Origin of the sequence: Actinomadura oligospora ATCC 43269, assembly GCF_000518265.1 — a bacterium.
Taxonomy (GTDB): domain Bacteria; phylum Actinomycetota; class Actinomycetes; order Streptosporangiales; family Streptosporangiaceae; genus Spirillospora; species Spirillospora oligospora.
Genome location: NZ_JADG01000019.1, coordinates 132,157 through 152,584, shown reverse-complemented (window position 1 = coordinate 152,584; position 20,428 = coordinate 132,157). Strand labels below are relative to the sequence as shown.

Annotated in this window: 17 protein-coding genes and 1 riboswitch; of the genes, 5 read left to right on the top strand and 12 right to left on the bottom strand. The window is 73.0% G+C overall.

The genetic code is table 11. The annotated features are described in order from the left end of the window. Nucleotides 1-11: 11 nt before the first annotated feature. Nucleotides 12-1,256 (bottom strand): threonine synthase, encoded by a 1,245-nt coding sequence (gene thrC / locus P696_RS0127665; RefSeq protein ID WP_034487203.1) that lies wholly within the window; start codon nt 1,254-1,256, stop codon nt 12-14. A gap of 14 nt (nt 1,257-1,270) precedes the next feature. Further along, nucleotides 1,271-1,412: riboswitch (SAM riboswitch) on the bottom strand. A gap of 237 nt (nt 1,413-1,649) precedes the next feature. On the opposite strand from thrC, the gene P696_RS0127660 reads away from it, so the two are divergent. Beyond that, entirely contained in the window at nt 1,650-3,080 is a 1,431-nt protein-coding gene (locus P696_RS0127660; RefSeq protein WP_026414862.1) for an alpha,alpha-trehalose-phosphate synthase (UDP-forming), read from the top strand. Here the strand turns inward: P696_RS0127660 and P696_RS0127655 are convergent. Together P696_RS0127655 and P696_RS0127650 are read right to left on the bottom strand one after the other, a co-directional pair. Next, nucleotides 3,077-4,096 carry a sulfotransferase family protein gene (locus P696_RS0127655; RefSeq protein ID WP_026414861.1) on the bottom strand — a complete coding sequence of 340 codons (1,020 nt, stop codon included), beginning with the start codon at nt 4,094-4,096 and terminating at the stop codon, nt 3,077-3,079. The two genes, P696_RS0127660 and P696_RS0127655, sit on opposite strands and share 4 nt — an antisense overlap. Before the next feature lie 148 nt (nt 4,097-4,244). Next, entirely contained in the window at nt 4,245-4,796 is a 552-nt protein-coding gene (locus tag P696_RS0127650; RefSeq protein WP_026414860.1) for an RNA polymerase sigma factor, read from the bottom strand. A 56-nt stretch (nt 4,797-4,852) separates the two neighbouring features. On the opposite strand from P696_RS0127650, the gene P696_RS58870 reads away from it, so the two are divergent. Next, entirely contained in the window at nt 4,853-7,066 is a 2,214-nt protein-coding gene (locus tag P696_RS58870; protein WP_026414859.1) for a serine/threonine-protein kinase, read from the top strand. Nucleotides 7,067-7,139: 73 nt separating this feature from the next. Here the strand turns inward: P696_RS58870 and P696_RS0127640 are convergent, their stop codons facing one another. Beyond that, nucleotides 7,140-8,393, bottom strand: coding sequence for an FAD-dependent oxidoreductase (locus P696_RS0127640; RefSeq protein ID WP_084338236.1), 1,254 nt, complete (start codon nt 8,391-8,393; stop codon nt 7,140-7,142). Nucleotides 8,394-8,523: 130 nt separating this feature from the next. On the opposite strand from P696_RS0127640, the gene P696_RS0127635 reads away from it, so the two are divergent. After that, a complete protein-coding gene (locus P696_RS0127635) occupies nt 8,524-9,159 on the top strand; it encodes a PadR family transcriptional regulator (RefSeq protein ID WP_245627836.1) in 636 nt (211 codons plus the stop codon). 65 nt (nt 9,160-9,224) lie between these two features. Here the strand turns inward: P696_RS0127635 and P696_RS53035 are convergent, their stop codons facing one another. From P696_RS53035 to P696_RS57015, 3 genes are all read right to left on the bottom strand, one after another. Then, a complete protein-coding gene (locus P696_RS53035; RefSeq protein WP_051468247.1) occupies nt 9,225-10,349 on the bottom strand; it encodes a hypothetical protein in 1,125 nt (374 codons plus the stop codon). Between the two features lie 218 nt (nt 10,350-10,567). Continuing rightward, nucleotides 10,568-11,389: a trehalose-phosphatase gene (gene otsB, locus P696_RS0127625; RefSeq protein WP_026414856.1), complete on the bottom strand. Its 822-nt coding sequence runs from the start codon at nt 11,387-11,389 to the stop codon at nt 10,568-10,570. A 208-nt stretch (nt 11,390-11,597) separates the two neighbouring features. Continuing rightward, nucleotides 11,598-11,843, bottom strand: coding sequence for a DUF3263 domain-containing protein (locus P696_RS57015; protein ID WP_051468257.1), 246 nt, complete (start codon nt 11,841-11,843; stop codon nt 11,598-11,600). 500 nt (nt 11,844-12,343) lie between these two features. Here P696_RS57015 and P696_RS48555 point away from each other — a divergent pair, with 500 nt between their 5' ends. After that, entirely contained in the window at nt 12,344-13,024 is a 681-nt protein-coding gene (locus P696_RS48555) for a MarR family winged helix-turn-helix transcriptional regulator (protein ID WP_245627835.1), read from the top strand. Between the two features lie 33 nt (nt 13,025-13,057). Here P696_RS48555 and P696_RS57570 read toward each other — a convergent pair whose 3' ends face one another. From P696_RS57570 to P696_RS53710, 5 genes are all read right to left on the bottom strand, one after another. Further along, complete coding sequence (locus tag P696_RS57570) at nt 13,058-13,363, bottom strand: SHOCT domain-containing protein (RefSeq protein ID WP_051468246.1); 306 nt, start codon at nt 13,361-13,363, stop codon at nt 13,058-13,060. A gap of 104 nt (nt 13,364-13,467) precedes the next feature. Further along, the gene (locus P696_RS53030) at nt 13,468-15,498 is read right to left on the bottom strand and encodes a S8 family peptidase (RefSeq protein WP_051468245.1); all 2,031 of its coding nucleotides are present in this window, start codon (nt 15,496-15,498) and stop codon (nt 13,468-13,470) included. A 153-nt stretch (nt 15,499-15,651) separates the two neighbouring features. Continuing rightward, on the bottom strand, nt 15,652-16,122 hold the full coding sequence (locus P696_RS0127600; RefSeq protein ID WP_034487286.1) for a hypothetical protein: 471 nt from the start codon (nt 16,120-16,122) through the stop codon (nt 15,652-15,654). A 156-nt stretch (nt 16,123-16,278) separates the two neighbouring features. Next, complete coding sequence (locus P696_RS0127595; protein ID WP_084338256.1) at nt 16,279-18,018, bottom strand: solute symporter family protein; 1,740 nt, start codon at nt 18,016-18,018, stop codon at nt 16,279-16,281. Beyond that, nucleotides 18,015-18,965 carry a DUF485 domain-containing protein gene (locus P696_RS53710; RefSeq protein ID WP_064744130.1) on the bottom strand — a complete coding sequence of 317 codons (951 nt, stop codon included), beginning with the start codon at nt 18,963-18,965 and terminating at the stop codon, nt 18,015-18,017. Before P696_RS53710 ends, P696_RS0127595 begins: the two co-directional genes overlap by 4 nt. A 535-nt stretch (nt 18,966-19,500) precedes the next feature. Here P696_RS53710 and folP point away from each other — a divergent pair. After that, entirely contained in the window at nt 19,501-20,409 is a 909-nt protein-coding gene (gene folP / locus P696_RS0127585; RefSeq protein WP_026414851.1) for a dihydropteroate synthase, read from the top strand. Nucleotides 20,410-20,428 lie beyond the last annotated feature (19 nt).

Here is a 20,428-nt window from a genome sequence, read left to right as displayed (position 1 = left end):
GTCGGCTCCTCTCAGGCGATCCCGGCCGCGCGGAACGCGTCCAGGACGGGGGCGATGTTGGCGGTGGGGGCGACGACCGGGGCGACGGCGTCCAGGGTCTTCAGGCCGTCCCCGGAGTTGATGATCACGGTCTCGGCGGACGGGTCGAGGACGCCCGACTCGGCGAGCTTCTTCAGCACGCCGACGGTGACGCCGCCCGCGGTCTCCCCGAAGATCCCCTCGGTGGCGGCGAGCAGCCGGATGCCCTCCACGACCTGCTCGTCGGTGACGTCCTCGACGGCGCCGCCGGTGCGGCGGGCGACGTCGAGCACGTAGGTGCCGTCCGCCGGGTTGCCGATCGCGAGGGACTTGGCGACGGTGTCCGGCTTGACCGGGCGGAACACGTCCCAGCCCTGCTTGAACGCGTGCGCGACCGGGTCGCAGCCCGCGGCCTGCGCGCCGAACACGCGGTACGGCTTCTCCTCGACCAGGCCGAGCTTGATCAGCTCCTGGAACGCCTTGTCGATCTTGGTGAGCTGGGACCCGGACGCGACCGGGACGACGATCTGGTCCGGCAGCCGCCAGCCGAGCTGCTCGGCGATCTCGTAGCCGAGGGTCTTGGACCCCTCGGCGTAGTACGGCCGGACGTTGACGTTCACGAACGCCCAGTCCTCCTGCTCGCCCGCGATCTCCGAGGCGAGCCGGTTGACGTCGTCGTAGTTGCCGTCCACGGTCACGAACGTGCCGCCGTACACGGCCGTCGTGATGATCTTCTGCGCCTCCAGGTCGGACGGCACGAACACCGCGCTGCGGATCCCCGCGCGGGCCGCCGCCGCGGCGACCGCGTTCGCCAGGTTCCCGGTGGACGGGCAGGCCAGCACCGTGAAGCCCAGCTCACGGGCGGCGGCGAGGGCGACCGCGACCACGCGGTCCTTGAACGAGTGGGTCGGGTTGCCGCTGTCGTCCTTCACCCAGAGCCGGGAGAGCCCGAGCGTCTCGGCGAGGTGGTCGGCGCGGACGAGCCGGGTCAGGCCGGGCTCGGTGTTGGGCGTCTCCTCGATGTGCGACGGGACGGGCAGCAGGCCCTTGTACCGCCAGATGTTGCGCGGTCCCGCCTCGATCGAGGCGCGGGTGACCTCGCCGAAGTCGTAGGAGATCTCCAGCGGCCCGAAGCACTCCTCGCACGCGTAGTGCGGTCCGAGGTCGCGGGTGTTGCCGCATTCGCGGCAGGTGAGAGCGGTGGCAGGTCCGAGATCGATCGCAGACGTGAGCGCCATGAAGCGAGGCCCTTCCCCCATCTTCCCTGCGCCGACTTGGTCGCAGGCCGGAGTTGGCACCACTTCCCGGTCGGCCTCGCGGAGTCGCGAGCGCGTTCTGACCGGGTGGTTGCCGGGGCTTCGTAGGGCCGGTCCCTCCACCCCTCTGGATGAGCGATATGAAGTTGTGTGACGGGGTTCTTTCGAACTCCGCGGCCCGAGATTACATGACTTGACCGGTTCGCGGACACCGGCGTCTCGGCACCTGAGACGTCTGGACGGCGTGTCCTTGGTCACCCCGACAGACTTCTGTCACGCCGCCGGGACATGTCCGGGGAGGTGGCGACAGGTTTGTGGCGACCGGTCACGCGAGTCCCTTTGATGTGGTGGCGTCCCGGCTGAGACGCTGCCTTCATGAGTCGAATCGTGGTGGCGTCCAACCGTGGTCCGGTGTCGTTCACCCGGAGCGAGGGCGGCGGGCTGACCGCGCGGCGCGGCGGCGGCGGGCTGGTGTCGGGACTGGCCGGGGTCGCGGCCGGGACGGACGTGCTGTGGGTGTGCGCGGCGCTCGGCGACGCCGACCGGGAGGCCGCGCGCGAGGCCCCGGACGGACGGCTCGACCGGGCGGGGCACGACACCGGCGACGCGGCCGTCCGGATGCTCGACATCCCCGCCTCGACCTTCCACCGCGCCTACAACTCGGTCGCGAACTCGACGCTCTGGTTCGTCCACCACCTGCTGTACGAGACGCCGGTCGCGCCGCACTTCGACGCGCGGTTCCGCCGCGACTGGCAGTCCTACGAGGCGTACAACGCGGCCTTCGCGGACGCGGTGGCCCAGTCGTCCGGCCCGGGCGCGAAGGCCGTCGTGCAGGACTACCACCTGTCGCTCGCGCCGAGCATGCTCCGCGAGCGCCGTCCCGACCTGCGCATCGCGCACTTCTCGCACACGCCGTGGGCGCCGCCGGAGTACTTCCGGATGCTGCCGGACGACATCGCCGTCGCCGTTCTCAGCGGCATCCTCGGCGCGGACCACGCCGGATTCCTCACCCGCCGCTGGGCGGACGCCTTCCTCGCCTGCTGCGCCGAACTCCTGCCCGGCGCACGCGTCGACGGCCGATCCGTCACCTACGCGGGCCGGACGACCCACATCGGGGTGCACGGCCTCGGCGTGGACGCAGAGTCCCTGCGCGCACGAGCCGCACAGCCGGACGTCGCCGAACGCAAGGAAACGCTGCGCGCGCAGGTGGACGGCCGCAAACTGATCGTCCGCGTCGACCGGACGGAACTGTCGAAGAACATCGTGCGCGGCCTGGCCGCCTACCGCGAGCTGCTCACGACGCACCCCGAGTGGCACGGACGGGTCGTCCACCTGGCGTTCGCCTACCCGTCGCGGACCGACCTCGCCGAGTACCGCGCGTACACCGAGGCCGTCCACGAGATGGCGCGGGCGATCTCCGACGAGTTCGCGACGCCCTCCTGGAATCCGCTGATCGTGCAGGTCGACGACGACTATCCGCGCTCGCTCGCGGCCTACACGCTGGCGGACGTCCTGCTGGTGAACCCGATCCGGGACGGCATGAACCTGGTCGCCAAGGAGGGCCCGGTGCTGTCGGCGGACGGCTGCGCGCTGGTGCTGTCCCGGGAGGCGGGCGCCGCCGCCGAGCTCGCGGACGACGCGCTGATGGTCAACCCGTTCGACGTGTCGCAGACCGCCGAGGCGCTGCACCACGCGCTGCTCATGCCGTCCGGCGAGCGCGGCGAACGCTGCCGCCGCCTCGCCGACGCCGCGACCGCGCTCCCGCCCGCCCGCTGGTTCGCCGACCAGCTCGACGCCCTCGGCTAGGGCGCAGCGGCCTCGGCGGCGGGTTCGAGCAGGCAGGCGACCGGGTTGGGCTCGTGCAGTCGTCGCCAGCGTTCCCGCATGTCGGCCTTGTGGTGCGCCATCCGGCGGTGTGCGGCGGTCGCGGCGAACCGCGCGAGCAGCGCGGGGCTCGGACGGGCCAGGCCGCTCGGCTCGTAGCCATGGTCGGTGAGGCGGTCGCCGAACGCGGCCTCCGCGAGCCCGATCTCCCATGGTTCGAGCCGCGTCCGCCACGATCCGACACGCCCGGACGACACGGCCGACCGGGTCCGGTTGTGCCACTTCTTCTGCGGCGGGACGGTCAGCTCGGCGATGTGCCGCGGCTCGGTCATCGCCGGATCGAAGTCCTCGCCGAGGAATCCGCACAGCCGGGACAGTTCCGCGGCCGGATCGGCGACGAGGTTCTCGTAGCGGAGCTCGAAGTACCCGTCCGGGCCGAGGCGGGCGGCGGTGCGGCGGCCGATGTCGATGGCCTCGCGCCACGCCGCGATCGCGTGGTGGACGTCGAGTTTGTACCAGGGCATCTCGCACAGCGACGCCACGCAGTCGCGGCCGTCCCGGACGAGGTGGACGAACTGGGCGTCCGGGAACATCCGCAGCAGCGCCGGGACGTGCTTGGAGTAGCTGGGCCGCTTGTCGCCCCAGCGGACGCGGTCGAACCGGCGCGCGTACGCGCGGAACACGATGCCTAGCGCCGAGCCGAGCGTGGCCGGGCCGCCGGTGATCTCCTCGGCCACCGCCGCCGCGGGCAGGCCGAGATCGGCGAACCTGGTCTCGCGCCGCGAGGTGATCCACTCCGCGAGGCGACGTCTGTTCTCCCTGTCCTCCAGGTCACCGAAGTCGCACCTTCCGGTGTAGGCGGGAAGGGCGAACCGGGTCTCGGCGGGGATCGCGATGCGCGGGTGCGAGTGCAGCATCAGCTGGAGCAGCGTCGTCCCCGACCGCGGGCAGCCGAACACGAAGACCGGCCGGGCGGACGGGGCGGTACCAGTGGCCATGCAGGGCATGGTGACCCACCGACGCCTCTGACCAGGGCGGATTCGCGCCCGTTTGGCCCAGCCATTGCCGACCTTTGGCGCCCGCGGCGAGCGGGACGCGCGTGCCCGCTCGCAGCGGAACCGCGCGTGCCCGCCGCGGGCGGGACGGTCAGGTGTAGGACTCTCCGAGCGTCTGCCGGACCTGCTTGCGGGCCTCGTGGATGCGCGACTTCACCGTGCCGAGCGGCAGCTTCAGCTGCTCGGCGATCTCGGCGTACTCCAGCTGGGAGACGTCGCGCAGCACCAGGGCCTGGATCAGGTCGGGCTTGCGGGACTCCAGGTCCTCCATCGCGTCGAGGATGTCCACCCGGGATCCGGCGATCACGCTGGTACGACGCGGGTCGGGGCGCTGCTGGGGCAGCTCGCCCGCCTGCTCGACCGAGCGGCGCTTGAGCGACCGGTAGGTGGACCGGGAGGAGTTCGCCACCACGACATGCAGCCAGGTGGAGAAGCGGGACCGCCCTTCGAAGCGGTGGATGTTGCGCGCGACCTGCAGCAACGCGTCCTGACACGCCTCCTCGGCGTCCTGTCGGTTGGGCAGGAAGCGGGACGCGTGACGGAGCACGTCCGGCTCGATCTTCCGGAGCAGCTCGTCCAGCGCGCTCGCGTCTCCGCGGGCGGCCTTCAGCGCCAGGTCCTCTGTTCTCTCATCGAATGCCATCGCCGTGCCTCGACCTCGCTCGCACACACACCCCGTTTGTTGGGCATGATACGGGAGTGTCCTTCCCCTCTACTGTCGGCCGTTACCGAATCGACCGCGCTCTCGGGTCCGGGGCGTTCGCCTCAGTGTTGCTCGGGCACGACGAAGCGCTCGACTCGATGGTCGCGATCAAAGTCCTGAACGGCAGCCTGCTGGACGACCTCGATGTGCGCAACCGGTTCCTGGAGGAAGCGCGGATCCTCCGCCGCGCCGACTCCGAACGGCTGGTCCGCGTGCACGACATCGGAGAGCTCCCGGACGGCCGTCCCTACTTCGTCATGTCGTACGCCGACCGGGGGACGCTCGCCGACCGGATGAAGCGGCGTCCGCTTCCGGTCGCCGAGGCGCTCGCGCTGGCCGAGGACACCGCGTACGGGGTGGAGGTCATCAACACCCTCGGGGTGATCCACCGTGACCTCAAGCCGTCGAACGTGCTGTTCCAGTCCACCCCGGACGGCGGCGAGAAGGTGCTGATCGCCGATCTCGGGCTGGCCAAGGCGCTGGCGCACGCGTCCGGCGCGTTCACCCTCCCGGTCGGGACGCCCGGCTACATGTCGCCCGAGCAGGCCCGTTTCGGCGGCGGCCTGGACGTGCGCGCGGACGTGTTCGGGCTCGGCGCGCTGACCTTCCACATGCTGACGGGGCGGGCGCCGGGCCAGCCGCCGATCCAGGTCGCGCCGAGTGAGCTGCGCGAGGGCCTGCCGCCGGGGACGGACGAGGTGATCCTGCGCGCCCTGGAGGTCGAGCGGGAGAAGCGCTGGCCGACGGCCGAGGCGTTCGCCGAGGCGCTGGCCGAGCTGCGCGCGAAGGTCACCGCCGAGGCGCCCGCGGACGCCGCCGGGACGCCCGCCCCCGCTCCGGTCACGGTGATCGAGGGCTCGGCGGACGCGCCGGACACGATCATGGACGTGCCGTCCCCACAGCGAACGGTCGATTCGGGCGAACCCGGCACCCCGCAGGACGCGTCATACCCCGGTGTCCAGGACGAGGCACCGGAGGCGACCGTGCGTGACCATTCTCCCCAGTATCCCTACGGGGACCGTCCGCCCGGCTCGGAGACCCTTCCGCCGGACGGCGGGCCCGACGACTCCCGCACGACCGAGATGGCGCTGCCTCCGGGTCCGTCCGCCGGGCCGCGGGGCTCGGCCGCCGGGGCGGGCTACCCGGTCGGACCGCGCGCCAGCGGCGAGGAGACCATCCTCGACCAGCCGGGCGGCGGACGGTTCGCAGACCAGGTGCCTCCGACGGTGGGCAACGACGGCAAGACGGCGGTGTTCCAGGCGGGTGACCAGATGGGCGGCCAGATGGGTGGCCCGGCCGGTGGCCAGCCCTACGGGCCCGGTCCGGGGCAGAGTCCCGGGCCTGGCGGACATCCCTATCGGCAGAGTCCCGGGCCTTCGCAGAGTCCGCCCCCGCACGGGTACCCGCCGCCGCCTTATCAACCTCAGCAGCAGCCTCCCGGTCCGCCGGGTCCGCCCCCTTCGTCCGGTAAGGGTTCGTCCTTCGGACGGCGGAAGAAGGACTCCGGCGGCTCGGGCGGCGGTCCCGGCGGGCCGTCCGGGCCCGGTGGCGGCGGAGGCGGAGGCAACAGTGGCGGTGGCGGCGGCGGCCGGCGCGGATACCTGACCCCGCTGCTGATCACGGCCGCGGTGCTGACCGTCGCGCTCGTCGCGGGGCTCGCGCTCGGCTCGATCTTCTCCAAGGATGACAAGAAGGGCGGCGGCAAGGGCGGGAAGAAGACGTCCCTCCCGGCCGACTTCGTCCGGATCACGGACGGTTCGGGCAAGATCGGCGCGGCCGTGCCCAAGGCGTGGCCGAAGGCCGAGGGCCAGACCTGGCTGCCGAGCTCCCTCGGTTTCGCCGGCGACGCCACCGCCCGGCCCGTCCTGCGGGCGACGCCGGACGTCGCGAAGTTCCGCGGCGTCGGGACGGCCCCGGGTGTGTTCGTCGGCCTGACGACCGCGATGCCGAAGTCGCAGCCGCTGCCGCTCGGCGTCTCGACCCACTCGTCCTGCACGAAGGGCGCGCCGGAGACCTACACCTCGCCGGACAAGAACCTCACCGGGACGATCCTGCGGTTCACCGGGTGCAAGACCGGAACGCCGCAGGTCACCGAGGTCGCGCTGCACTCGGCCGACCAGAAGTACGGCGCGTGGGTCCGGATCCGGCAGACCGACAACGCCGACATCGTGAAGGCGATCCTGGACAACCTGAAGCTCCAGGCTCCCTGATCCCGGACGACCTCGTCGGGCCTCGCGATCCATCGCGGGGCCCGACGCCGTTTCAGGCCAAACCACCCTCGGGTCAGAGCGCGGCCGGTGTTCGGACGTGCTCCGGGAGCGGGCCGAACCCCACGCCGCGCGCCAGCAGCAGCCGGACGGTCCGGAGGGCTCGCGCGCGTTTCACCGCGCCCAGCGCGGGGGGACGGCCGTCGAGCACGCGCTCGATGACGAACCGCTGCACCGCCAGCTGCGCGGCCTGGACGACCAGCGTCGGGAGCATGCGGCGGCGCTGCACCGCGGCGAGGTCGCCGACGCCGACCGTCCCGGACTCGCGCAGCGCCGGGACGACGCGGTTCGCGGTCGCGACGGCGTCCTGGATGGCCAGGTTGATGCCGACCCCGCCGATCGGGGACATGGCGTGCGCGGCGTCCCCGATGCAGAGCAGGCCGGGCCGATACCAGCGGCGCAGGTGGTCCACCCGGACGTCCAGGACGCTGATCGCGTCCAGTTCGAGCCCGCCGACCCGGTCGGCCAGGAACGGCAGCAGTTCGACGATGTCGGCGCGCAGCGCCTCGACGCCCCGGTCGCGGACCCGTGACCAGCCGCCCTTCGGGACGAGGTAGGCGATCTGCCAGTACGTCTCGCGGTTGAGCATCGCCATCATCCGCCCGGCGCCCGGACGCAGGAACGGGTTCTCGCGGTCGCCCGGTTCGCGCGGCAGCCGGAACCACGCCACGTCCATCGGCGCGCCCAGGCTCCGGACGGGCAGCCCGGCGGCGCGGCGCAGCGTGGAGTGCCGTCCGTCGGCGGCGACGGTGAGCGCGGCGGCGATCTCGTGCTCGGTTCCGGCGGCGTCCCGGTAGCGGACGCCGGTGACCCGGCCGTCCTCGGTGAGCAGGCCGGTGGCCTCGGCCTTCATCAGCAGCCGGAAGCCGGGCAGCTCCGCCGCCGCCTCGGTGATCATCGTGAGGAAGTCCCACTGCGGGACCATCGCGATGTACGGATGCCGCTCGCGCAGCGTCCGCAGGTCGGCGACCGTGAACTCGTCGTCGCCCGTGACCAGGTCCATCGCGCTGACCTTGCGGTGGTCGAGCCGTTCGAAGCGGTCGCCGAGGCCGATCTCGTCCAGCACGTCCAGCGTGGACGGGTGGATCGTGTCACCCCGGAAGTCGCGCAGGAAGTCCCCGTGCTTCTCCAGGACGGCGACGTCGATCCCGGAGCGGGCGAGCAGGAGACCGAGGACGGCCCCGGCGGGTCCTCCGCCCACCACGCAGACCGTGGTCCGGCCGTTCAGGTCGTTCGGGTCCCCGTCGACCCGGTTCTTGGTGCGTCCCATGGGACACCACCCCCTGACTCCGATATTCAACGCCTGATGAGTTTCTGTCAAGGGGGGTGCGCTTGCGACCGAGCGTTCGCCGATATATCGTTAATGCATCGCGATCGAACGACCCCAGGAGATGATGACGATGCGCGAGTCCATGAGGAACCACGAGCGCGGCGGCCGGCGCGGGCGCGGGCCCCGCTCCGACGGCGGTCCCGAGGCGCGGATGCGCCGCGACGACCCGTTCGGATGGGGCGGGCCCGGCTTCGGTCCCGGCGGTCCGGGCTTCGGTCCGGGAGGCCACCGTGGACGCGGCCGGGGCGGCGGGCGCCGGACCCGGCGCGGCAACGTGCGGGCGGCGCTGCTCGCCCTGCTGGCCGAACGTCCGATGCACGGCTACGAGATGATCCAGCAGCTCGACGAGCGCACCGGCGGCGTCTGGCGGCCGAGCCCCGGCTCGGTCTACCCGACGCTCCAGATGCTCGAGGACGAGGGCCTGGTCAGCAGTGAGGAGCAGGGCGGCAAGCGGCTGTTCTCCCTCACCGACGTGGGCGGCGCGGAGGTGTCCGCGCAGACCACCGCGCCCTGGGACGAGGTCACCGAGGCCGCCGGCGAGAACGTCCTGCACTCGCGGGAGGCCGTCCGGCAGCTGATGGGGGCTCTGCACCAGGTCATGGCCGTGGGCAGCGCGTCCCAGCAGTCCCGCGCGCTGGACGTCGTGAACGACGCCCGCCGCCGCCTCTACGGCATCCTCGCCGACGACCCGGAGGCGGAGAGCTGATCCGCCACACCTGAAACGAGAAGGGCCACCGCGATCGAGATCGCGGTGGCCCTTCTCGTTTCGGGTCAGCGTGGGAGCGGGGCCTCCTTGGCGCTCGCGTTCGCCATGTAGAGCCGCTTCCAAATGAACAGGCGCAGATCGCCCGTCTTCAGTTCCTTCGCGACCGGGACGTCCACCGTCGCGCGGACGAGGTAGGCCGAGCCCGGCGGCATGTACCTGTCCTCGCCGTCGCCCTTGATGAGCTGGCCGCCGCGCAGGGCCCGGACGACGTTGCTGTGCGTCGGCGGCGTGCACATGTCCTCGGGCACCCCGACCTGCGGCATGCAGCGTCCGCGTCCCGAGCCCTCCACGCGCGTGCGCTTGACGAACACGTCGCCGGGGAAGTCGAGCAGCACCTTGTCGTGGGTCGGGTTGGACAGCACGTACTCGACGTACGCGAACCCGTAGCCGGACGGCGCGGTCGTCTGCTGCGTGGACGCGCCGTCGCCCGTCCCCGTGTCCACGGCGGCGAGCTGGTACTTGTTGCCGTCCGCCGTGCTGACGGTCACCGGGGTGCCCGTCCTCGGCATCCGGCCGGGCTGCACGGGCGCGGACGAGCCCCCGCCGCCGGACGCGGTCGTGCCGTCGCCCTTGCCGCCGTCCGAGCCGGGGATCAGCACGAACGCGCCCACGGCCGCCGCGGCCACCACGAGCACCGCCGCGCCCGCGAGCAGGCCCTTGCGCCGTCCGGCGCGTCCGCGCTGCTCGCGCCGTCCGCGCTGCTCGCGCCGGATCCGGTTCCGCTCGCTTCGCGACGACCCGATCCGCACCTCGACGCCGCTGGTCTCGCGCACCCCCAGCTCGTCCGAGCCCCGGGCCGGGTAGGACGCGCCGGGCGGCTGAGCCCCCTGCGACCGCTCAGGCTGGAACTGCTGTTCAGGCTGGATCTGCTGGACGGGCTGCTGCTGTTGGGCGTATCCCTGCTGCGCCGGGACGTCCCGCGTGTGGGGATGCCCGCCCGAACCGGTCGGCGACTGGACGGTCGGATACCCGCCGGATCCGTACTGCTCGTCCGGATATGCGCCGTGCTGCTGGGCGAGTGGCTGCGCCGACGGCTGGACGGGGATGCCGGAGGTCGGTGCGCCCGAGGGGTCACGGGACGTCTCGCGCGGCCCCGCCGGCCGTCGCGGGATTCCGGGTCCAGTGTCCACGTCAGCGCTCCCCACCTGTCTCGTCCGGCCGCGCGTCAGCCGGGCGCAGCGAAATTACCTTATCTTTGCGCAAATGTTCGCCTGATTCGCACCTGGCCCATCCTCATCGTCGGTACAGGCCGTCCGATCCTGCCGAAAGCGCACGTCGCGGACGACCCGCGCCGCACCGGCCAGGGTCGGTCAGAGCCCTCGCGCCTGTCAGAGCCGTTCGGGGACGGTCAGGAGGGCGCGGGCAGGAGCGTGCCGAGGAAGTCGACGACGCCCTCCGGGCCGTCCACGACCAGGTCGGCGCGGGCGGCCAGCTCGGTGACCTCGGCGGATCCGCTGCACAGCTTGAAGCCGGGCACGCCGTCCGCGCGGAACGCGTCCACGGCGTCGAAGGCGGCGAGGTCGCCCAGGTCGTCCCCGGCGAACAGCAGCATCGACGGACGTCCGGTCTCGGCGACGAACGCGCGCAGCGCGACGCCCTTGTCCATGCCGGGCGGACGCAGCTCCAGGACGAACCGTCCGGGCTCGACGACCAGGCCGTGCCGCTCGGCCAGCGCGTCCATGATGCTCCGGAGACGATCGAGCGCGACCTGCGGTTCCGCGCAGCGGCGCGTGTGGACGGCGAGGGCGCGGCCCTTGTCCTCCACGAACGTCTCGGGCGGCGCGCCCGCCGCGTCCAGCACGCGCGGCAGCTTGGCGCGCACCTCGGCGACGCCGGGCGGCGGCTCGGGCGAGGTCAGCGCGCCGGACTCCCAGCGCTCCGCTCCGTACTGCCCGAGGACGACCAGCCCGTCGACGCCCTCGAAACCGCCGTACTCCACCGCGACCTTCGCCGGGCGTCCGGTCACCACGACCAGCGCCCGCACCCGCGGAGCCAGCGCGGCGAGGGCCGCGGCGGCGCGGGGATGCGCCCGCGCCGCCGCCGGGTCCGCGACGATCGGCGCGAGCGTGCCGTCGAAGTCGAAGCCGAGGACCGCCCCGCCGGGATCGGCGCGCAGGGCGGCGAGGGCGTCCTCGCCCTCCGGGCTGATGGGGGAGGAGGAAGGGTTCACATGACCAGTGTCGGCCACGGCGGGCGCGACTCAAAGCCGCCGCTCGCGGTGAGCGGGGCCGGGTCGCCCCCGACGCGGTTACCGCCTGAGCGGCCGAGCGCCAATAGCCGCCTGAGCGGCTGAGCGCCAATAGCCGCCTGAGCGGCCGAGCGCCGGTAACCGCCTGAGCGGCTGAGCGCCGGTAACCGCCTGAGCGGCTGAGCGCCGGTCAGGGGCGGAGGCCGAGACGGCGCGCGGCGCGCTGCCGCTGCCTCTGGGTGCGCATCCGCTGCAGGCGCTTGACGAGCATCGGGTCGTGGCGCAGCGCCTCGGGCCGGTCGATGAGGATGTTGAGCAGCTGGTAGTACCGCGTCGCCGACATGTCGAAGGTCTCGCGGATGGCCTGTTCCTTGGCTCCGGCGTACTTCCACCACTGCCGCTCGAAGGCGAGGATCTGGCGGTCGCGCTCGGACAGGAGGTCGGCCGGGAAGGCCGCGTCGTCCGGAAGGCCCGTGTCGTTCGGAAGGCCCGCGTCGCCGGGGAGGGCCGCGTCGTGCTGGGAGGCCGTGTCGTTCGGGAGGGGCGTGCCGTTCGGGAGGGGCGCGCCGTCGTCTTCCGGGCCCTCGTTCACCGGGGGCAGAGGTGAGCCATCGTTCATGCTGCCGTCCTGTTGGGAGCCGTCGCCGTGATCGTCCGCCGCCGGCACGGCGTCCCCTTTGGTGGTCACTGATCCCGGGTCGTCCGGGTTCGGCCGAGGCCACTCTACGCGTCCCGGCGGACATTCTCCGGCCGTTCACGCGGATGGGCCGTCCGCCCCGCCGGGCCGCCCGCGCCCCTCGGCGGGCGTCCCGGCCCGGGGACCGGGCTCGCCCGGGGGTGGCGGGGAGCCGCAGGTCACACGCGGTAACGTGTGCATAGCGCATCCATGCAGCCCCGAGCACGGACCGCGCGCCACCACCCGCCGGGAGGCCGAGCATGACGACGGAGAGGCCCGCCACGTCCGAGTCAGCCACGTCCGAGCCCGGCGAGCCCGCCGCGCCCGCGCCGGACGACGCCACCGTGCCCGACATGGCCGCCGTTCCCGTGCCCGACCCCGAGCCGGACCCCGCCGCCGCGCCCGTGCCGGACGAGTCGTCCCTCTCCGACATCACGCTGGCGCTGTTCCACCTCCGCCGCGTCTGGGCCCGCCCGGACCTCATGAGGAAGATCCGGGCGCAGACCTCGGCGGGGCCGGGCGGACGGCCGCTCCAGCTGTCCAACCTGATGGTCGTGCACGCCGTCGCCGCCCTCGCCGAGTGCGCGGGCGGCCCGGAGGTCACGGTCGGCGCGGTCGCCGAGCGGCTGGAGATCGACCCGTCCACCGCCAGCCGCCTGGTCGGGCACGCGATCGACGCGGGGCTCGTCTCGCGCCGTCCGTCGCCGGTGGACGCCCGGCGCGCCAACCTCGGGCTGACCGACGCCGGGCAGCGGGTGCGGCAGGTCGCCGAGCGGTTCCGCCGCGCCTACTTCGAGGAGCTGATGAGCGGCTGGACCCAGCATGAGAGGACCGAGTTCGCCCGGTTGCTCACCCGGTTCGCCGACGCCGCCGCGCAGTCGCCCGCGATGATGGACGCCGAGGGCGTCGAGCGCATCTTCCGGGAGGCCGGGGCCGACTGACCCCGGCCCCGCCCGCCCCCTCGCCGTCCGGCGTCACTCACGCTCGGCGCGCAGCGCCGACATCCGGGAATGGAACTCGTCCTCGTCGACCTCGCCCCGGGCGAAGCGTTCGGCCAGCAGGTCCTCGGGACGCGTGGCATTCGCGGATCCCCCGGCGGCGGCGGCCTGCGGGAACCGCCAGCCGCCCCGTCGACGCCGCTTGACCAGCTGGAACGCGACGAAACCGATCATGGCCATCCACAGCAGGCCGAAGGTGATCGGAAAGACCGCCCACCAGCCGGGTCCGTCGTGGTCCTGCCAGCCGGGGTGGGCGGCGGCGGTGATCATCAGCGGGTGCATCGGACTCCTCCTCGGGTTCGGATGCACCGATGCTCCGTGGACGGTCCGGAACGTGTCGTCGTACGAGCGGCGGCTTCGCGGCTACGCCCGCCGCGGTAGTCCGGTCACCACCAGGGCGGACGGTAGTCGTCGTCGTCCGCGACCACCGGACGACGGCGGCGGCGCGGACGGCCGCCGAGGGCGTCGTCCAGCGAGGTGGGCAGCGGCCCGTGCCCCGGGCCGTCCGCGAGCCCGGGCGGCGGCGCGTCCGGGACGGCCCCGGTCTGGAGGTCCTCCAGCGGCGGCATGGCCGGCGGGATCGGCGTCCCGGCCTCGGCGAGCACGCCGCGCCGGAACAGCTCCCACTCCTCGTCGCTGAGCCCCGGCTCGTCCTCGACGGGACGCGGCTCCTGCTCGCTCAGCGGCCCGGCCCCCTGCACCGACCCCGGCCCGCCCCTCAGCGGATCGCCCAGCGGGTCGAACGCCGCCCGCGTCCCGGGCTCCGCCTCGGCGGGCGCCGGGTTCCAGTCGGACGGCTCGCCGGAGAACGTCGGAGCGGCGAGCGGCTCCACGGGCTCCCTCGGCGGAACGACACGCGGTGCCACGGGCGGTGGAACCGCATGCGGCTGCGCGGGCTCGGCCGGACGCGGCGGAGCGGGCTGGAACGACATCACCGGCGGAGGCTCCGGCGCGGGCGCGCGCCTCACGGGGACCGGCTCGGGCGCGGGCGGCTCGACGTCCGGCTCGGTGTCGTCGTCCGAACGGCGGCGCTGACGCCAGCCGAGGAAGAGGCCGATGAGCAGCAGCGCTCCCCCGCCGCCGAGAACGGCCAGGTAGATCCGGTTGGAGTCGCTCTCCGAGCCGTGCGCGTCGGGCGCGTCCTCGGTCCGGACGGACGGCGCGGACGGTCTCGGCGGCTCCTTGCTGATGCGGGCGGCGGCGGTCATCGCGCGCGACGCGTCCAGCACGCCGGGACAGTTGCCGGACGGCTGCACGCCCCGCCCGGACGAGCCCTCGACGAGGGCCTGCCGCACCTGGTCCGGGTTCAGCGACGGGTAGCGCGAGCGCAGCAGCGCGACGATCCCGGCCACGATCGCCGAGGACGGGCTGGTTCCGGTGCCGACCACGTAGCCGTCGTCGGCGTCCGCGCTGACGATGTCCACCCCGGGCGCGCAGACGGCGACGTAGGAGCGGCGGTTGCTGTCCTTCCACTGGTGCATGTCGCGGTCGAGCGCGCCGACGGCGATCACGCCGGGATAGGCCGCCGGGAAGTTCTTGCGGTTCGCGCCCGCGCCGTCGTTCCCCGCGGACGCGATGAGCACGACGCCCTTGCTCTGCGCGTACCGGATGGCGTCCTCCTCGGAGGAGTCGCCGTCGTAGTACTGCTTGCCGCCGCCCAGCGACATGTTGATGACGGTCGCGCCGTGGTCGACCGCGTACCGGATGCCCTGCGCGATGGCGTCCCGGGCGTGGCTGACCTGCGCGTCGTCCTTGCGCATCGGGTCGTCGTTCTCCCAGGTCACGCGCAGCGACAGCACGCGGCTGCCGGGCGCGACGCCCATCACGCCCTGCGCGCCGCCCGGGCCGTGCCCGTGCCCGGCGATGATGCTGGCCATCGACGTGCCGTGCAGGCCCCAGTACCTGCTGCCCGGACGGCGCGTCCCGCCGGTCATGTCGGGCCCGGCGACGACGCGTCCGGTGAGGTCGGGGTGGTGCCGGTCGACGCCGGTGTCGAGGACGGCGACGATGACGCCCGCGCCGCGCGAGCGCTTCCACGCCTTCGGCACGTGCAGCGCGGACAGGTGCCACTCGCGCGACCGGATCATGTCCACCGGGCCCTCCGGGGCCTGCGGGAACGGCAGCGGCGCGGAGGCGGCGACGCGCGACGTCCGGGACGTGGCGGCGCTCGACTTCGCGTCGCCCGCCTTCGCGCCGCGCGGGGTCGTCCGGGACTCGGGCGCGGTCGCGATCGGGACGGCGACCGCCGAGGCCAGGGTCAGCGCGGTGAGAACGGCGGCCGTGCGGACGGACGCGGTGCGGACGGGCGTGAGAGGAGCGGACGCGATGCGGGCGAAAGGCGCGGGCGCGATGCGGGCGAGCGGACGCGTCGTGCCGCGACGGCGGAGCCTGCGGAGGCGGCGGCCGTCAGGGGGCACGTCACCGCACCTCCTCCCGGCAGCCGGCCGCGTTCCACGGGGTCCCGATCCGTCCGGGCGGCGGACGTCCGACCGGCTGCGGTCATTCTGCCACGGCGCTCAGGGACCGCCCCGGCACTCCCGCACATCGGGACACACGCCGGGACACCGGGCTCAGGAGCACTTCCCGTACGGGTGGTCGCAGTGGTACGCCCGTCCGCCGAGGTCGCCGCGCGCCCGGTCGACCAGGCCGTCCGGCCCGGTGACGAGCCAGTTGGGTCCGCGCAGGATCGCGAACGCGCCGTTCTCGCCGAGCGCGCTCTGCCCGACGCCGCTGCGCCAGCTGCGCAGCGCGGTGTCCATCGTGAGGCCGAGGCTCGGGTCGATGACGGTCGCGGCGACGTAGCGTCCCTGGTAGCGGCACTCGACGCGGGACGCGTCCGTGCTGCAGCCGGTCGCGCCCGCCGCGCGCAGGGCCCGTCCGATCTCGGCGGCGCCCTGGTAGGAGCGGGCGCTCGGGACGGACTTCGCGGTCGCCGACCCGCCGTCGCCGCCGCAGCCCGCGAGCAGCGCCGCCATGGCCGCCGTCGCGAGCACGGTGGCTCCGGTCGAGCGGGCCAGGGCGAGCGGGGACGTGGACTTCATGCGCACAAGCCTGCCGTACCGGCGGATATTGGCAGACCCTCCGGCGGTGTTAGTCCCCTCACGAAAGTGATCACTGCCCGCGCCCCCCGCGAACACGGGCGGGCGGGGTGCGCGCGACGCGCACCCCGCCCGCCCGTCCGGACGATCCGTTTTCGGTCAGACCGAACCGGCGCCGGTGAGTGAGCGGAACGACAGCTCGTCGTACCGCCGCGTGTCGGCGTCCTCGCGTCCGAGGTAGGTGCCGAGGACCGCGCACAGGAACCCGAACGGGATGGACACGATGCCGGGGTTCTCCAGGGGGAAGAAGTGGAAGTCCACGCCCTTGGGGAACAGCGACAGGCTCTGCCCGGTGAGCGGGTCCACCTTGCCGGACACGACCGGCGAGAAGAACACCAGCACCAGCGAGCTGATCAGGCCGCCGTAGATGCCGGAGACGACCCCGGCCGAGTTGAAGCGCTTCCAGAACAGCGACAGCACGATCGCGGGGAGGTTCGCCGCCGCCGCCATCGCGAACGCGAGCGCGACCAGGAACGCCACGTTCATGTTCTTCGCGATGACCGCGAGCACGATCGCCAGCACCCCGATCAGGCAGGCCGCGAACCGGGCGACCGCGACCTCCTGCGACTCGCGCGGACGGCCGAACATCAGCACGTTCCCGAAGTAGTCGTGCGCCAGCGACGTGGACGACGCGAGCACCAGCCCCGACACCACGGCGAGGATCGTCGCGAACGCGACCGCTCCGATGAACGCCAGCATCAGGTCGCCGCCGACCGGCCCGCCGACGTGGTCGCCGAGGGCCTTGGCGAGCTGCGGCACGGCGGTGTTGCCCGCCGGGTCCTGCGCCATGATGGCCTTGCGTCCGACCAGCGCCGCCGCGCCGAACCCGAGCGCGAGCGTCATCAGGTAGAACGCGCCGACCAGCCCGATCGCCCAGTTCACCGAGGTGCGCGCCGCGCGGCCGTCCGGGACGGTGAAGAACCGGGTGATGACGTGCGGCAGTCCTGCGGTGCCCAGCACCAGGGCGAGCGCCAGGCTGATGAAGTCGACCTTGTTCAGCAGCGTGTGGTAGCCGTCGCCCGGCACGTCCTTGCCGTACTTCAGGCCGGGCTGCAGGAACGCCGACCCCTTGCCGGACGACGCGGCGGCCGAGCCGAGCAGCCCGGACAGGTTGTAGCCGAAACGGGCCAGCACCAGCGCGGTCAGCACGATCCCACCGGCGATCAGCAGCACGGCCTTGATGATCTGCACCCAGGTGGTGGCCTTCATCCCGCCGAACATCACATAGAAGATCATCAACGCCCCGACCACGACGATCGTCCAGGTCTTGGCGGCCTCGGCCGACATCCCGAGGAACGTCTCGCCGGGGTGGATGCCGAGCAGCAGCGCGACCAGCGCGCCCGCGCCGACCATCTGCGCGAGCAGGTAGAAGACCGAGACGGTCACCGTGGACACGGCCGAGGCCGTCCGCACCTTGGGCTGGCTGCGCACCCGGTAGACCAGCACGTCCGCCATGGTGAACCGGCCCGAGTTCCGCATCAGCTCGACCAGCAGCAGCGTCAGCAGCCACGCGACCAGGAACCCGATCGAGTAGAGGAAACCGTCGTAGCCGGACAGCGCGATGATCCCGGCGATGCCGAGGAAGGACGCGGCGGACATGTAGTCGCCCGCGAGCGCGATGCCGTTCTGCGGCCCGGAGAACGCGTGCCCGCCCGCGTAGTAGTCGACCGCGTTCTTGGTGTTGAGGCGCGCCCACACCGTGATCCCGAGCGTGACCACGATGAAGAACAGGAACAGCCCGAACGTCACGGTGCGGCCGTTGCCGCTGGCGGTGCCCGGGTCCTGGGGAGGCACGGAGGCGGCGAGCGTCGCCGCTCCGCCGAGGACATGACCGATCATCGCAACCACCCCGGGTCCGGTCGTGCTCCCGTCCCGGACCACGCGTCCGGGCCGTCGTCCTTGGGTTTCGCCGGGCTCGGGACCGGCCCCGGCTTCCCGTTCTGCTTCCGCGCCGACCCGGGAACCGCTCTCGCGCCGTTCGCGCTGGGAGCCGGTTCGGCTCCGTTCGCGCTGGGGGCCGCTTCGGCTCCGTTCGCGCCCGACGTGGGCTTCACACCGTTCGCGCTCGGGACGGGATCCGCGCCGTTCACTTCGGAGGCCCGCTCCGCGCCGTTCACGTCGGGGGCCTGCTTCGCGCTGGGCGCGTCGGGAACCCGGTCGGTTCCGTTCGCGCTGGTGGCGGGGGCCGTTTTGGTCAAGCCGGGGGCCGGAGCCGCCTCGTCCCCTGCCGGGGGGACGGCCGGTTCCGCAATCTCCTCCGCCGGGTCGCCTGGTGGGCCCGGCACATTTTCCGGACCTCCTTCAGGCTCCGGAAGCGTCCCCTCCTCAAACTCCTTCTCCGGCTGCGCCGGGTGCGCGGGCTCGTCCGCGAAAGCCACCGGCTCCTCCGCGGAGGCCGGCGCCGGTCGCGTCCGCCGCTCGGGGGTCGGGTCGTCCTCGACGGCGGGTGAACGCAGTTCCGAGCGCCGTGGGGCGGCCCGGATCGCGGCCGGGGCGTCCGCCTCCTCGCGGAGGGCCGCCGCGATCGGGTCGAGCGACTCGGACGCGTACCGCGCGTAGTACCAGGCGAGGGCGAACGTGGACACGAACTGCAGCACCCCGAGGACCAAGGCGACGTTGATGTTGCCGGCGACCGGGCGCGCCATCAGGTCACGCGCGAACGCCGAAAGCGCGACATAGAGGAAGTACCAGCCGAGGAAAGACCCGGCGACCGCCAGCGCGAGCCGGGCGAACCTCCGTCTCAGCAGGAGGAACCTCTCGTCACGTGCCATGACCGCGTAGCGCACGACCGGTTTCCTTCTCCCCCGGCCGGTCCCCCTGCGCTCCGGTGGTCCCGAGTCCCAGACCATCTGGCCCTCCCTGACTCCCCATGACTCTATGTAATGATGTGACTTCACTATGAGATCAAACAATCATGGTGAGCACGGGCCACTTCCCGAGAAATGCTTGGGAGAAGGACCAACACAGGGTCAAGAAACGGTCCCACTGGTCATGCCTGTCCCCTATTTCCCCAGAGGTCCCGAGTGGCGGCACAAACGGCTTCCGCATCCGGAAGTGCCCCGTCTCCGCTGGGCAGCGGCCCGGTCCGGCCGTCCGGAGGCCCGTCTGACGGAATTGCGCCGCACCCCCGGTCACTTTGGGTCACTCACCTTTGAATACGGTCCCGCGGAATTGACGGGCCGCGCGCCGAACCGGTCACCCGGCCGGACGCGGCGGCGGGAACGGCGACCCGGATAGGCTGAGCCGAATCGGTCCCCCGACCGGCTCAGCCCCCGGCGGGATCGAACCGCCGCGCCGAAGCACCGGAGAAGGCAGGTCATCGTGGCAGGAGCCGCCCCGCACCGGGTCTACGCGCCGGAGCTCGTCAGCCCCCGGCGGACGATCGGACGCCGCTCCTTCGACTTCGACCGGCAGGTCGCGGTGATGGCGATCATCAACCGGACGCCCGACTCCTTCCACGACAAGGGACGCACGTTCGCGCTGGACAAGGCCGTCGAGGCCGTCGACAAGGCGCTCGACGAGGGCGCGGACTGGCTCGACATCGGCGGCGTCCCGTTCGCGCCCGGCCCGGAGGTGTCGCCGAAGGAGGAGATCGACCGCGTCCTGCCGGTGATCGAGGCGGCGCGGGCCCGCACCGACGCGGTGATCTCGGTCGAGACCTACCATCCGGAGGTCGCGCGCGCGGCGTTCGCGGGCGGCGCGGACGTGCTGAACAACGTCACCGGCCTGCACGACCCGCGGCTCGCCGACGTGGTCGCCGAGGCCGGGACCAGCCTGATCATCACGCACAGCCTGGCCGAGCCGCGGACCCGCTACCCGCGCCCGGTCTACGGCGACGTCGCGGCGGAGGTCGCCGCGTTCCTGCGCGACCGGGTCGCGCTCGCGCTCAAGCGGGGCGTCGGGCCGGACCGGATCATCATCGATCCGGGCCACGACCTGAACAAGAACACCGTGCAGTCGCTGGAGCTGACGCGGCGGCTGCCGGAGATCGCCGACATCGGCTACCCGCTGCTCGCCGCGATCTCCAACAAGGACTTCATCGGCGAGACCCTGGACCGGCCGCAGCGCGAGCGGGTCGAGGGCACGATCGCGGTCACGGTCGCGTCGATCATGCTCGGCGCGCGGATCGTCCGGGTGCACGAGGTGCGGCAGGCCGTGGACGCGGTGCGGATGACCGAGGCCGTCCTCGGGTGGCGCGAGCCCGCCTACACCCGCCACAACGTCGAGTGACCCGCTCCCTCGGGGGCCG